General features: G+C 60.7%; 13 protein-coding genes. 4 read left to right on the forward strand and 9 right to left on the reverse strand.

What is annotated here, in order from left to right:
• Positions 1-13: 13 nt before the first annotated feature.
• From HYN24_RS00580 to HYN24_RS00610, 7 genes are all read right to left on the reverse strand, one after another.
• On the reverse strand, positions 14-1,021 hold the full coding sequence (locus HYN24_RS00580) for a peptidase U32 family protein (protein ID WP_117610146.1): 1,008 nt from the start codon (positions 1,019-1,021) through the stop codon (positions 14-16).
• A 108-nt stretch (positions 1,022-1,129) separates the two neighbouring features.
• Complete coding sequence (locus HYN24_RS00585; RefSeq protein WP_117607474.1) at positions 1,130-2,128, reverse strand: septal ring lytic transglycosylase RlpA family protein; 999 nt, start codon at positions 2,126-2,128, stop codon at positions 1,130-1,132.
• Positions 2,125-3,237, reverse strand: coding sequence for a rod shape-determining protein RodA (rodA, locus tag HYN24_RS00590; protein WP_117607475.1), 1,113 nt, complete (start codon positions 3,235-3,237; stop codon positions 2,125-2,127). The genes HYN24_RS00585 and rodA overlap by 4 nt, the downstream gene beginning before the upstream one ends.
• Positions 3,234-5,144 carry a penicillin-binding protein 2 gene (mrdA, locus tag HYN24_RS00595; protein ID WP_117607476.1) on the reverse strand — a complete coding sequence of 637 codons (1,911 nt, stop codon included), beginning with the start codon at positions 5,142-5,144 and terminating at the stop codon, positions 3,234-3,236. Before mrdA ends, rodA begins: the two co-directional genes overlap by 4 nt.
• An 18-nt stretch (positions 5,145-5,162) precedes the next feature.
• On the reverse strand, positions 5,163-5,684 hold the full coding sequence (gene mreD, locus HYN24_RS00600; RefSeq protein ID WP_117607477.1) for a rod shape-determining protein MreD: 522 nt from the start codon (positions 5,682-5,684) through the stop codon (positions 5,163-5,165).
• Positions 5,684-6,622, reverse strand: coding sequence for a rod shape-determining protein MreC (gene mreC, locus HYN24_RS00605; RefSeq protein ID WP_117607478.1), 939 nt, complete (start codon positions 6,620-6,622; stop codon positions 5,684-5,686). The genes mreD and mreC overlap by 1 nt, the downstream gene beginning before the upstream one ends.
• A 30-nt stretch (positions 6,623-6,652) precedes the next feature.
• Entirely contained in the window at positions 6,653-7,696 is a 1,044-nt protein-coding gene (locus tag HYN24_RS00610) for a rod shape-determining protein (RefSeq protein ID WP_117607479.1), read from the reverse strand.
• Between the two features lie 101 nt (positions 7,697-7,797).
• Here HYN24_RS00610 and gatC point away from each other — a divergent pair, with 101 nt between their 5' ends.
• The 4 genes from gatC to gatB are packed head-to-tail and all read left to right on the forward strand — an operon-like array spanning position 7,798 to position 11,540.
• Complete coding sequence (gene gatC, locus HYN24_RS00615; protein WP_117607480.1) at positions 7,798-8,085, forward strand: Asp-tRNA(Asn)/Glu-tRNA(Gln) amidotransferase subunit GatC; 288 nt, start codon at positions 7,798-7,800, stop codon at positions 8,083-8,085.
• Positions 8,082-9,536, forward strand: coding sequence for an Asp-tRNA(Asn)/Glu-tRNA(Gln) amidotransferase subunit GatA (gene gatA, locus HYN24_RS00620; protein ID WP_117607481.1), 1,455 nt, complete (start codon positions 8,082-8,084; stop codon positions 9,534-9,536). Before gatC ends, gatA begins: the two co-directional genes overlap by 4 nt.
• Positions 9,537-9,538: 2 nt before the next feature.
• Positions 9,539-10,072: a hypothetical protein gene (locus HYN24_RS00625; RefSeq protein WP_117607482.1), complete on the forward strand. Its 534-nt coding sequence runs from the start codon at positions 9,539-9,541 to the stop codon at positions 10,070-10,072.
• Between the two features lie 13 nt (positions 10,073-10,085).
• Complete coding sequence (gene gatB / locus HYN24_RS00630; RefSeq protein WP_117607483.1) at positions 10,086-11,540, forward strand: Asp-tRNA(Asn)/Glu-tRNA(Gln) amidotransferase subunit GatB; 1,455 nt, start codon at positions 10,086-10,088, stop codon at positions 11,538-11,540.
• Here the strand turns inward: gatB and HYN24_RS00635 are convergent, their stop codons facing one another.
• Positions 11,541-12,176, reverse strand: a complete 636-nt coding sequence (locus HYN24_RS00635) for a hypothetical protein (RefSeq protein WP_162888556.1) — start codon at positions 12,174-12,176, stop codon at positions 11,541-11,543.
• Positions 12,169-12,810, reverse strand: coding sequence for an orotate phosphoribosyltransferase (gene pyrE, locus HYN24_RS00640; protein WP_117607485.1), 642 nt, complete (start codon positions 12,808-12,810; stop codon positions 12,169-12,171). The genes HYN24_RS00635 and pyrE overlap by 8 nt, the downstream gene beginning before the upstream one ends.
• Position 12,811: the final 1 nt, after the last annotated feature.

A 12,811-nucleotide genomic window follows, 5' to 3' on the forward strand; every position in this document is an offset into this window, starting at 1 on the left:
GCGCTGCCTCCGCTTAACGCCACGGCCGGCTGTAGGCGCCAAGCGTCGCCTGACTGCCTTCGGAGACCTTGGACAGTTCAGCTTGCCAGGCCGGTTTGACGTGGAAGCGTTCGCTCCCGTCCCGCAGCGAGTCGAGCGCGGCCCGCAGGGTTTTGGTCACCTGGGCGACATAGGTCGGGCTGCGCTGACGGCCTTCGACCTTGATGGCCCGGACGCCGATCTTGAGAATTTCCGGCAGGATGGAGAGGACGTTGAGGCTGGTCGGCTCTTCCAGGGCGTAGTAGGTGTCGCCCTCGACGTCGAAGCGGCCCTTGCACAGCGTTGGGTAACCGGCAGGCTCCTCATCGCCGAAACGGTCGATGAGGATGCCATTGAGCCGCGTTTCCATGGCGCCGGGCTGTTTGTCCCATTTGACGTATTTGGCTGGCGAACAGGCACCGACGGTGTTTGGCGATTCGCCGCAGGCGTAGGAGGAGAGCCAGCAACGGCCTTCATTCATGACACAAAGGCTGCCGAAGCCGAAAACTTCGATTTCGACGGTGGTGTTTTTGATGACGTTTTCAACCTGGGCCAGCGTCAGGACACGCGGCAGCACGGCGCGACGGATACCGAATTCGCACTGGCAGAAGTTGATGGCCTCATAGCTGGTGGCCGAACCCTGCACCGAGAGATGCAGGCGCTGTTGCGGGTGGCGCTGGCGGGCGTAATCGAGCAGCCCGATATCGGCCAGGATGATCGCGTCCACGCCCTGATCGACTGCCGCATCGACGGCCTTTTGCCAGTCGCCAACCCGGCCGGCCTGAGGAAAAGTATTGATCGCCATGAGGATCTCGCGACCCTTTCCGTGGGCATAACGGATGCCTTCGGCCATGGTCTTGGCGTCAAAATTGAGGCCGGCGAAATTGCGTGCGTTGGTATCGTTCTTGAAGCCGAGATAAACGGCATCGGCGCCGTTATCGACGGCAGCCTTGAGGGCCGGCAGGCTGCCGGCGGGACAGACGAGATCGGGCAGGGAAGTCATGGCAGACATCCGGATAATCAAGCGCCGGAGTATAGCCAGTCACAGCAGGCGGCCATTGATCCTGGTCAAATGGAGGGCATTGCCATCGCCCGGTGGGCGAGCCCAAGCTCAGCGGTTGACGACGGTCGGCCGATAGCCGAGCGCGGCACGAATTTTTTCTGCTACCCGGTCGGCGTCGCTACGGCTGGCGTAGGGACCAAGTTGCAGGCGATGCATGCCACCGCCCGGATTGACCTGCATGTTTTCGGTCAGCCAGTCGAGTTCGCGCATCAGGTGGCTTTTCAGGTTTTCGGCATTGTCGGCGCTGGCAAAGGCACCGAGTTGCAGATAAATGCCTTTTATCGATCCGGTCTGGGCCGGCGGGCTGGCCGGGGCGGGCTGGGGCACTTTTTCTTCAAGCGCCATGCGTCGAGACAGTTGCTCGATCTGGTCGCTGTCGGAACTGCTCGGTCGGGCCGGCGATACCTGGGCATACGTAGTGCCGGTTGCTTCGCCGGGAACGATCGCTTCGACCTCGACCTGGCCGCTGCCGCCATTGATTAGGCCGAGCTTGTAAGCTGCGGTGTAGGACAGATCGATGACGCGATCAGCGTGAAAGGGGCCGCGGTCGGTGATGCGGACAATGACCGATTTGCCGCTTTGTACGCTGGTGACCCGAACGTAGGAGGGCAGGGCCAGCGTCGGGTGCGCTGCGGTCATGGCGAACATGTCGTAGGGTTCGCCGATGGAGGTTTTTTGGCCATGAAACTTCTTGCCGTACCAGCTGGCAATGCCGCGCACCTTGTAGGGTTTGACTGAGTTGTTCGGGACGTATTCCTTGCCGAGCACGGTGTAGGGCTTGGTCGCCGGTTTGTGCAGCGGTTCCCATTTTGGCTCGGCATCGGGGATGTCTTCCAGACCATCCGGAATGTCGTCGGCCGGGCCATCATCCTTATAGAAGCCGCCACCGCGTTTGAGGACGGCGGTGGGCTTTTTGGTCGGGGTTGGTGCTTTGGCGATGGGTCGCTTTTCGCTGTCGCCTATCGCCGGACCCGGTGTCGGGGCGGGGGGCGTGCTGCCGCAGCCAGCGAGCAATACGAGGCCGAATATGGCAAGCCAGCGGATCATTTTTTGACCAGCATCCGGTGGGTGTGGATCGACATCAGAATGCCCAGACCGAGGAACAGCGTGACCAGCGCCGTGCCGCCATAGCTCATGAAGGGCAGGGGGACGCCAACCACGGGCAGGATGCCGCTGACCATGCCCATGTTGATGAAGGCGTAGGTGAAGAAACCGAGCGTGATGGCACCGGCGAGCAGACGCGAGAAGAGCGTCGGTGCGGCCGAGGCGATCATCAGGCCGCGCCCGATGAGCAGGGTGTACAGGAAAACCAGCAGAGCGTTGCCGAGCAGACCCCATTCTTCCGAATAGACGGCAAAAATGAAGTCGGTGTGCTTTTCCGGGATGAATTCGAGGTGGGTCTGGGTGCCGTTCAGGTAGCCCTTGCCAATGGCGCCGCCGGAGCCAATGGCGATGGTTGCCTGGATGATGTGGTAGCCGGCGCCGAGCGGGTCGGTGGTGGGGTCGATCAGGGTCAGGATGCGCTTGCGCTGGTAGTCGTGCATGACGCTCCAGATCAGCGGGGCAGCCGAGCCGGCAGCAATCATCAGTCCAGCAATGATCTTCCACGGCAAGCCGGCGAAGAAAATGACGTAGAAACCGGCCGAGCCGACGAGTAGCGCGGTACCGAGGTCGGGCTGCTTGGCGATCAGGGCGAAGGGGGCCAACAGGAGGAGGGCGGCGACGACATAGTGTTTGAACTTCAGCGTCGCTTCGTATTTCTGAAAATACCAGGCGAGCATCAACGGCATGGCGATCTTCATGATTTCCGACGGCTGGATGCGGGTAAAACCGAGCGATAGCCAGCGTTTGGCACCATTGACCTTGATGCCGAAGAGGAAGACGGCGACGAGCAGGACGATGCCAACCACATAGATGGGGATGGCGAAGCTCATCAGCTTTTGCGGTGGCAGCCGCGAAACGAACCACATGATGGTCATCGCCACGCCCATGTTGCCGAGTTGCGACAGGACCCGCTGATTGCCGTCGTAGGTGGCTGAATAGACGGTAGCCAGGCCAACGCTCATGATGGCCAGGGCGATGAAGAGCAGAGGGAAGTCGATGTGGGCGATGAGCTGTAGCCAGCTGCGACGCAGGGTACCGACGATGTCGATCATTCTTCAGGCTCCCCCTCGACGGCGGCCACATCTTCCTTGGCGGCGCCACCCGGCAGTTTGCCGAGCAGGTAGTAGTCGATGACCATGCGGGCAATGGGTGCTGCCGACTGGGCGCCAAAACCACCGTTTTCAACGAGTACGGCGAGGGCGATTTTCGGGTTGTCGGCCGGGGCGAAGGCGATGAACAGGGCGTGGTCGCGGAGTTCCTTCTTGGTGCCGCCTTCCTTGTACTGGGCACCTTTCAGCGAGAAGACCTGGGCCGTACCGGTCTTGCCGGCGGCTTCGTAGGGGGCGCCGGCAAAGGCGCGGGCGCCGGTGCCTTCCTTGTTAACCCCGATCATGGCACGGCGGATCACGTCGACGTTGCTTTGCTTGAGTTGCAGGTCACGAATCGGCTGCGGTTCGACCTGACGTTTCTCGCCGCTCTTGGTGTCGACCAGGTAATGCACCAGGTGCGGCCGGAACATCACGCCGTTATTGGCCAGCGTGGCAGTCGCCTGAGCCAGCTGGATCGGTGTGTAGGCGTTGTAACCCTGACCGATGCCAATCGAGATGGTCTCACCGGCGTACCACTTTTGCTGCTCGGGTTTTTTGAAGCGCTGCTTTTTCCACTCCTGCGAGGGGAGTACGCCCTTCGATTCGCCGTTGTCGTCCTTGCCGAGATCGATGCCGGTGCGCTGACCGAGGCCCAGCGATCCCATGAACTTGGCGATGTTGTCGATCCCCATGTCGTTGGCCAGCATGTAGTAATAGGTGTCGCAGGAGTGGACGATGGACTTGTACATATCCACGCTGCCGTGGCCACCCTTCTTGTCGTCGCGGAACTGGTGGTTGCCGAAATTGTAGTAGCCGGGATCGCTGATCGTCTGGTTCGGTGTGCGCTTGCCCATTTCCAGCGCGGCCAGGGCCATGAAGGGCTTGAAGGTAGAGCCCGGCGGGTAGGCGCCATTGATTGCCCGATTGACCATTGGCTTGCTCGGATGGTCGTTCAATTCCTTCCAGTTGTCCGGCGTAATGCCGTCGACGAAGAGGTTGGGGTCATAGGTCGGCGTCGACACCAGAGCCAGGATACCGCCGGTTTTCGGGTCGATGGCGACGAGCGATCCCTTGCGGTCACCGAAGGCCTGCTCGGTGATCTGCTGCAGCTTGGCATCGAGGGTCAGGGCCAGATTGTTGCCGGAAACCGGGGGAATCCGCTTCAGGCTGCGCAGGGCGCGGCCACCCGCATCGATTTCGACTTCTTCGTAACCGGTTTCACCGTGCAGTTCGAATTCGTAGTGCTGTTCGAGGCCGGTCTTGCCGACATGGTCGGTACCCTTGTAATTGGCTTGCCGTTCCGCCTCCTCGATCCACTTCAGGTCGCGTTCGGTGATCCGTCCGATGTAGCCGAGGGCGTGCGAAGCCGTCTCACCGAGAGGATATTGGCGGAATAGCCGGGCCTTTACTTCGACGCCGGGAAAGCGATAACGGTGGGCGGCGAACTTGGCCACTTCAGCATCGGTCAGGCGGGTGCGGATCGGGATCGATTCGAAGTTCTTTGCCTCGTCGAGCAGGCGCTTGAAACGCTTGCGGTCTTTCGGCTGGATGTCGATGACTTCGGCCAGCGCATCGATCGTGGCGTCGAGTTGACCCGTCTGTGAGGGGGTAATTTCGAGGGTAAATGCCGAGTAATTGTGAGCCAGGACGACCCCGTTGCGGTCGGTGATGACGCCACGATTGGGGACAATGGGAATCAGCGCGATGCGGTTGTCTTCAGCCCGCGTGTGGTAAAAGTCGCGCTGGATGACCTGCAGCCAGAAAAAGCGCCCGAGCAGGATGGCGAAGGCGAGCAGGACGAAGATCGCGGCAAAGCCCAGGCGAAAGCGAAAGCGGTCGACATCGGCTTCGGGATTGGCGAAATGGCCCACGAACGCTCCGCTTCCGTCTTAAATCGGGCGGTTGGGATCCTGCTCGACCGGCCGGTACTGGGGCAGGAGCAGGATGAAGGTGGCCGGAATCCAGAGCAGCGTGGCAACGATGGGTCCGATGAAATAGCCCCAGCCCGGAAAATCGGCCCCGACCGCCAGGCGCATCAGGGCCTGCAGCAGTTGCGTGGCGATGAGCAGCGGGAGCACCTGCAAGGCCTGCTGCACCAGCGGGAACCACAGAATGCGGCGGGACAGTGCCGAGGCCGTGTAGGCGAGCAGGACGTAGGCGAAACAGTGCTGGCCGAGGACGGCACCATCGGCGACATCCATGAGCAGGCCGAGGACAAAGGCCCAGCCCATGCCGACCCGGCGAAACTCGCGGATGCACCAGAAGCAGAGGACCAGCGCCACCCAGTCGGGGACGCCCGGCCAGTGCGCCGTCGGCATGAAATTAAGGGCGACGGCACCGATCAGGCTGAAGAAAATGAACCAGGGCTGAACCGGCTGCAAAATGCGCGAAGAAGAAAAAGTCGGCTGCATCAGTTGCCCTTGCTCATGGTTTTCTTTTTCTTGCCGCGCAGGCCGGTCTTGTCGCTGCTGCCAGGCCGTCCGGATGATTCCGGCGGGGCCGGCGGCAAGGGCTGGCGCAGGTCAAGCACCATCACTTCGCCAAAGTTTTCGACCCCGGCAATCGGCACGCAGAAAATACGGGCGAAGGAATAGGCGCTGTCGCGTTCGATATTGACCACCTTGGCAACCGGGAAGCCCGGCAGATAAATGCCATCGAGTCCCGAGGTGACCAGCACGTCGCCGACCTGAATGTCGGCATTGGCCGGCATGTAGCGCAGTTCCAGCTGGCCGTTGCCGAGACCGAAGACGACCGAGCGCTGCCCGCTGCGCACGATCTGCACCGGCACCACCTGATCCTTGTCGGTGATCAGCGTGATTTCAGCCGAGAACGGGAAGACACGGGTGACCTGGCCAACGACACCGGTTTCGTCGATGGCGGGCTGCCCGGCGACGATGCCGGCCTGCTGGCCCTTGTCGACGATGATCTTGCGGGAAAATGGATCACGCGCCGTGTACAGGATCTGGGTGACCTGGCCACTGGCTTTTTCCCGCTCCTTGACCGAGAGCAGCTTGCGCAGCCGTTCATTCTCGGCTTCGAGCTGGGCCAGGCGCTGCAGGTTTGGGGCGGTGGCGAGCTGGGCGTGCTTCAGTTCGTTATTGTCCTGCTGCAGGCTGTGCATGCCCTGCAGGTAGGTGGCTGCGTAATCAACCAGGCTGCCGGGCGTCTGAGCGACGCGCTGGACCGGATCGACGACCAGGGCAATGCTCTGGCGCAGCAGGTCGAGACTCTTGAAGCGCAGGTCGACGACAAAGATCGCCAGCGAAACGGCGATATAGAAAGTCAGAAGGGCCAGCGGCGCTGGCCCTTGCTTGAAGAACGGTGGAGGCGCGTGGTCGATGCCGGCCATCGCTCAGTCCTGGCGTGCTGCGGTCAATGGTCAGTCCGAGGCAAAGATGCTGCCCAGCTTGTCCATTTTCTCGAGTGCCATGCCGCAACCGCGGGCCACGCAGGTCAGCGGCTCGTCGGCAACGATCACCGGCAGGCCGGTTTCTTCCATGAGCAGACGGTCGAGGTCGCGCAACAATGCACCGCCACCGGTCAGGACCATGCCCTTTTCGGCAATGTCGGCACCGAGTTCGGGCGGCGTCTTTTCGAGCGCCGACTTGACGGCCGAAACGATCTGGTTGAGCGGGTCGGTCAGCGCTTCGAGGATTTCGTTGGAGGAAATCGTGAACTTGCGCGGGATGCCTTCGGCCTTGTTGATGCCGGAAACTTCCATTTCCTTGACCTCGGCACCCGGGAAGGCGGAGCCGATGTTCTTCTTGATGTTTTCGGCCGTGTTCTCGCCAATCATCATGCCGTAGTTGCGGCTGATGTAATTGATGATCGCTTCGTCGAGCTTGTCGCCGCCGACGCGCACGGAACCTGCATAGACCATGCCGCCAAGCGAGATGACGCCGACTTCGGTGGTGCCGCCGCCGATATCGACGACCATCGAACCGGTCGCTTCGGAGACCGGCAGGCCGGCACCGATCGCGGCAGCCATCGGCTCCTCGATCAGGTAAACCTGGCTGGCGCCAGCACCGAGGGCGGATTCGCGAATGGCGCGACGTTCGACCTGGGTCGAGCCGGAAGGCACGCAGATGATGATGCGCGGGCTCGGGCTGAACAGCTTCGAGTCATGCACCTTCTTGATGAACTGCTTGAGCATTTGCTCGGTGACGGTGAAGTCGGCAATAACGCCATCCTTCATCGGGCGGATGACGGTAATCGTGCCCGGTGCCTTGCCAAGCATTTCCTTGGCTTCCTTGCCGACGGCCTGGATGGTTTTTTTGGCATTGGGACCACCTTCGAGGCGGATGGCGACGACCGATGGCTCGTCCAGGACGATGCCGCGGGCACGCACATAGATCAGCGTGTTGGCGGTACCAAGGTCAATGGCGAGGTCGTTGGAGAAGTATTTACTGAGGAAACCAAACATGTATGCTCCGCTTGGGGGGTGCGGTAGGGAAAACTTTTATGATACCTTATAACGCTTCCCATTTTAAGACTTTGTGCACTGCAAAAAAGTCTTTGGACCCCATGTCGCTCACACTAGAACAGGTAAAACGCATCGCCCATCTCGCCCGGATCGAGATCAGCGATGACGAGGCGCTGACCACCCAGGGCCATCTCAATGGCATTTTCCAGTTGATCGAGCAGATGCAAGCGGTTGATACCCGTGGCGTCGAGCCGATGGCGCATGCGCAGGATGTCAGCCAGCGTCTGCGTGAAGACGCTGTCACCGAGGGTGATCGGCGGGCTGCCTATCAGGCCGTTGCCCCGGATACCGAAGCCGGTCTTTATCTCGTGCCGAAGGTGATCGAATGATCAATGCCAGTCTCAAGCAACTGTCGCAGGCGCTGGCCGCGAAGCAGATTTCCAGCGTCGAGTTGTCGACCTTGTTCCTCGACCGCATCGAGCGTCTGAACCCGACGCTCAACGCCTTTGTTACGGTCGACCGCGAAAAGAGCCTGACCATGGCTCGTGCCGCCGATGCCCGGATTGCCGCAGGCACCGCCGGTCTGCTCACCGGCATTCCGATCGCCCAGAAGGACATCTTTTGTGCCGAAGGCTGGACGACGACCTGCGGATCGAAAATGCTGGCCAATTTCGTCTCGCCCTACGACGCGACGGTGATCCACAAGATGCATGCCGAAGCCGGTCTCGTCTCGCTTGGCAAGACCAACATGGACGAATTCGCCATGGGTTCGTCGAACGAAACATCGTTCTTCGGCCCGGTGCGCAATCCCTGGGATACCAGCCGGGTGCCGGGTGGCTCGTCGGGTGGTTCGGCCGCTGCTGTCGCGGCCCGTCTGGCTCCGGCCGCGACCGGTACCGATACTGGCGGTTCAATCCGCCAGCCGGCTGCGCTGTGCAACCTGACCGGGCTCAAGCCTACCTACGGTGTGGTTTCCCGTTACGGCATGATTGCCTTCGCCTCGTCGCTCGATCAGGGTGGCCCGATGGCGGCCAGTGCCGAGGACTGCGCGCTGCTCCTCAATACCATGGTTGGTTTTGACGAACGTGACTCGACTTCGCTCGACCGCCCGCTCGAAGACTACAGCCGTGATCTGGAAAAGCCGCTGAATGGCCTGCGCATCGGCCTGCCCAAAGAGTTTTTCGGTGAAGGCTGCGATGCCGAGGTGATGGCTGCCGTGCGCGCTGCCATTGCCGAATACGAGAAGTTGGGGGCGACGACAGTTGAGGTATCGCTGCCCAATTCGCATCTGTCGGTGCCGGCCTATTACGTGATTGCGCCGGCCGAGGCCAGTTCCAATCTGTCGCGCTTCGATGGCGCCCGCTACGGCTATCGCGCCCCGGATTATGCCAATCTCGAGCAGATGTACGAGAAGACCCGGGCCCAGGGCTTTGGTGCCGAGGTCAAGCGACGCATCATGATCGGCGCTTACGTGCTGTCGCATGGCTATTACGACGCCTACTACCTGCAGGCGCAGCGCATCCGTCGCCTGATTGCCGATGATTTCGTCGAAGCCTTCAAGCATTGCGACGTGATCATGGGGCCGACCTCGCCGTCTACCGCCTTCAAACTTGGTGAAAAAGCCGCCGATCCGGTCCAGATGTACCTTTCGGATATCTACACCATCGCCGTCAATCTGGCCGGCCTGCCCGGCATGTCGGTTCCTTGTGGCTTCGTCGGTGGCTTGCCGGTCGGTCTGCAATTGATCGGCAATTACTTTGCCGAGGGGCAATTGCTCAACGTGGCGCACCGTTATCAGCAGGCGACCGACTGGCATCTGCGCCGGGCGGCCATCGAATAAGCATGTGGCGGCGTCTGCTGCTCGTTTTTGTCCTGGCTGCGGCGGGTTGTGCCGAGGTCGGAAAGCAGCCGAAAACGGCTGCCGAAGACGCGCCGGTGCCCGAGATGCAGGCGACAGAGAGTAGTGAGCCGAAGCTCAAGAATTCGACGCTGAAGTATCTGGCCAATCGCAACCTGAAGCCCCAGCCGACGCGACCGCTCAATGTCCGTTCGCGCTGTACGCACAAGGATGCGATCGGTACGCAGACCCGGCTCGATCTGCTGGTCAAGGAGGCCGAGGTCAAGACTTTCGTCGCTCAGGTCAGCATGAAGGGGCGTGGCACCTGCCGCTTTGACCTGAATGAGTTTGATCAGGTCGAAAAAATGCCGCAAGCCCTGCTGCGCCATAAAAAACAGTCGGATTGTCTGGTGCGTATGTGGGAGCAGGGCCCAAAAGTAACGATTGCATTTAACAGTTGTCCCAAATCCTGCGATGGCGGGGCCTTCGAATATTTGTGGCCGATCATGGTCGAGGCGAAGAGCGGGCAATGTTTCTGAAACGGATAAAGCTATGAATCAGTGGGAAGTAGTGATCGGCATCGAAACACACGCACAACTGGCGACGGTTTCGAAGATTTTTTCCGGTGCCTCGACAGCCTTCGGCGCGGCACCCAACACGCAGGCTTGCGCGGTTGACCTCGCCTTGCCCGGTGTTTTGCCGGTGCTCAACAAGAAAGCGGTCGAATGCGCCATTCGCTTTGGTCTGGCCATCGGTGCCGAAGTGGCGCAGAAATCCGTTTTTGCCCGCAAGAACTACTTTTATCCCGATCTGCCCAAGGGCTACCAGATTAGCCAGATGGACCTGCCGGTCGTCGTCGGCGGCAATATCACCTTGCAGGTAGGCCAAGGCGAGAAGGCTTACGAAAAAGTCGTGCGCCTGACCCGCGCCCACCTCGAAGAGGATGCCGGCAAGTCGCTGCACGAGGATTTTCAGGGCAAGTCGGGTATCGATCTCAATCGTGCCGGTACGCCGCTCCTCGAAATCGTCTCCGAGCCGGACATGCGCTCCTCCGATGAGGCGGTAGCCTACGCCAAGTCGCTGCACGCACTGGTGCAGTGGATCGGTATCTGCGACGGCAACATGCAGGAAGGCTCTTTCCGTTGCGATGCCAACGTTTCCGTGCGTCCGAAAGGGCAGGCTGAATTTGGGACGCGGCGCGAAATCAAAAATCTCAACTCTTTCCGCTTTCTCAAGGAAGCCATTGATTTCGAAGTCCAGTGGCAGATCAACGAAATCGAGGAAGGTCGCAAAATTCAGCAAGCCACCGTGCTGTTTGACCCCGATAGCGGCGAGACGCGCATGATGCGCAGCAAGGAAGATGCGCACGATTATCGCTATTTCCCCGATCCAGATCTGCTGCCGCTGGTCATTTCCAGCGAATGGATTGCCCGCGTTCAGGGCGAGTTGCCCGAGTTGCCAGGTCAGATGCGCGAGCGCTTTGTCAGCGAACTGGGTCTGTCGGTCTACGACGCCAGCGCCCTGACCGCCAGTCAGGAAATTGCCGGATACTTCCAAGCGACCGTCGCCAGCGCCGGCAAACAGAATGCCAAGCCCTGTGCCAACTGGGTCATGGTTGATCTCGCCGGGAGGCTCAACAAGGATGGCAAGGAGATCGCCGCGTCGCCTGTATCCGCCGCCCAGTTGGCTGGCCTGATCCAGCGCATCGCCGATAACACCATCTCGAACAACATCGCCAAGAAGGTTTTCGAGGCCTTGTGGAACGGGGAGGGGGCGACGGCGGACGAGGTCATCGACAAGCAGGGACTCAAGCAGATTACCGACAGCGGTGCCATCGAGTCTCTGGTGGATGAAGTACTGGCGGCCAATCCCGCCAATGTCGCCGAATTCAAGGCGGGCAAGGAAAAGGCCTTCAATGCGCTGGTTGGTCAGGTGATGAAGGCAGCCAAGGGCAAGGCCAATCCGCAGCAGGTCAATGACCTGCTCAAGCAGAAACTGGCGGGTTGATCAGCGGATCGGGGTGGGCGTTGCCGGCAGGGGGCGGCGCGTCAGTTCGAAATAGCGCTTGCGGTCGGCGTCGTACTTGGCCTTGATCGACTCGAAATCCCGCTTCTTGATGTCGAGGAGTTCCTGCTGGAGTTTGATCTCGTGGTCGAGGGCGCGCAAATCCCGCTCGAGATCGGGGGGCAGGGTTTTCTTTTTGTAGAACTCGGCTTCGTCCTCAAATTTCTTGCGCTTGGTACGTGCCTGGTCGATACGTGAAATCGTCGCCAGAATGGCAAAGTTAACGTCGGCCTCGGCCTTTTTCTGGGCCAGGTCGATGTCTTCTGGCATGGCATAGGTGTCGAGCAGGGCCTGGTCGCGTCGGCGCTGCTCGCGACTGGCATCTTCAAGCTGCTTGCGCCGACGGTTCTCAGCGACCTGCTCGGCCTTTTGTTCCGGCGTCAGGGCGGCACCAACTTCCTTGACGATATTGCCGCCGCTGTCGAGGACGCGATAGGCGCGACCCCGGCATTGATCCGGTAAAACATCGCCGCAGACGCGGCGAGCAGTACCCGGGTCCTGGCAACAGTAAAACTCGCCCGAAGCCTGCGCCGAGTTCAACGAAATCAACAACAGAGGGGCGAGGAGTAGTTTACGCATGGATGCCGTACTGCTCGCGGTAGCGAGTGACCGCGTCACGGTGGGTGGCAAATTCAGGGTGGTGGGCAAGGAAGGACATGAGGTCGCTGAGTCCGGCCACGGCGATGACCGGGATGCCATAGTCGCGCTGGACTTCCTGGACAGCCGAGAGATCTCCCTGGCCGCGTTCCTGACGATCGAGGGCGATCAGCACGCCAGCCGGGGTGGCGCCCGCGGCGCGGATTAGTTCGACCGATTCGCGCACCGAGGTCCCGGCCGAAATGACGTCATCAACGATCAGCACACGGCCATTCAGCGGGGCACCGACGATGCTGCCGCCTTCGCCGTGATCCTTGGCTTCCTTGCGGTTGTAGGCAAAGGGGAAGTTGCGGCCGCGTTGGGCCAGTGCCATGGTGATCGTGGCGACCAGCGGAATGCCCTTGTAGGCAGGGCCAAACAGCATGTCGAACTGGATGCCGCCGGCTTCGGCTGCTTTGGCGTAGAATTCGGCCAGACGGCCAAGCGAGTTGCCATCGTTGAACAGACCGGCATTGAAAAAGTAAGGCGAGAGCCTTCCGGCCTTGGTCTTGAACTCGCCAAAGCGCAGTACCTGACAGTTCAGCGCAAATTCGATGAAATCCTGACGAAAATCCATA

This window comes from Dechloromonas sp. HYN0024 (assembly GCF_003441615.1).
GTDB lineage: Bacteria > Pseudomonadota > Gammaproteobacteria > Burkholderiales > Rhodocyclaceae > Azonexus.

What these genes read in the sequence shown, in the direction of transcription:
- HYN24_RS00580 (WP_117610146.1), bottom strand. Translation starts at nt 1,021, where the DNA reads ATGACTTCCCTGCCCGATCTCGTCTGTCCCGCCGGCAGCCTGCCGGCC.
- HYN24_RS00585 (WP_117607474.1), bottom strand. Translation starts at nt 2,128, where the DNA reads ATGATCCGCTGGCTTGCCATATTCGGCCTCGTATTGCTCGCTGGCTGC.
- rodA (WP_117607475.1), bottom strand. Translation starts at nt 3,237, where the DNA reads ATGATCGACATCGTCGGTACCCTGCGTCGCAGCTGGCTACAGCTCATC.
- mreD (WP_117607477.1), bottom strand. Translation starts at nt 5,684, where the DNA reads ATGCAGCCGACTTTTTCTTCTTCGCGCATTTTGCAGCCGGTTCAGCCC.
- mreC (WP_117607478.1), bottom strand. Translation starts at nt 6,622, where the DNA reads ATGGCCGGCATCGACCACGCGCCTCCACCGTTCTTCAAGCAAGGGCCA.
- HYN24_RS00610 (WP_117607479.1), bottom strand. Translation starts at nt 7,696, where the DNA reads ATGTTTGGTTTCCTCAGTAAATACTTCTCCAACGACCTCGCCATTGAC.
- gatC (WP_117607480.1), top strand. Translation starts at nt 7,798, where the DNA reads ATGTCGCTCACACTAGAACAGGTAAAACGCATCGCCCATCTCGCCCGG.
- gatA (WP_117607481.1), top strand. Translation starts at nt 8,082, where the DNA reads ATGATCAATGCCAGTCTCAAGCAACTGTCGCAGGCGCTGGCCGCGAAG.
- HYN24_RS00625 (WP_117607482.1), top strand. Translation starts at nt 9,539, where the DNA reads ATGTGGCGGCGTCTGCTGCTCGTTTTTGTCCTGGCTGCGGCGGGTTGT.
- gatB (WP_117607483.1), top strand. Translation starts at nt 10,086, where the DNA reads ATGAATCAGTGGGAAGTAGTGATCGGCATCGAAACACACGCACAACTG.
- HYN24_RS00635 (WP_162888556.1), bottom strand. Translation starts at nt 12,176, where the DNA reads ATGCGTAAACTACTCCTCGCCCCTCTGTTGTTGATTTCGTTGAACTCG.
- pyrE (WP_117607485.1), bottom strand. Translation starts at nt 12,810, where the DNA reads ATGGATTTTCGTCAGGATTTCATCGAATTTGCGCTGAACTGTCAGGTA.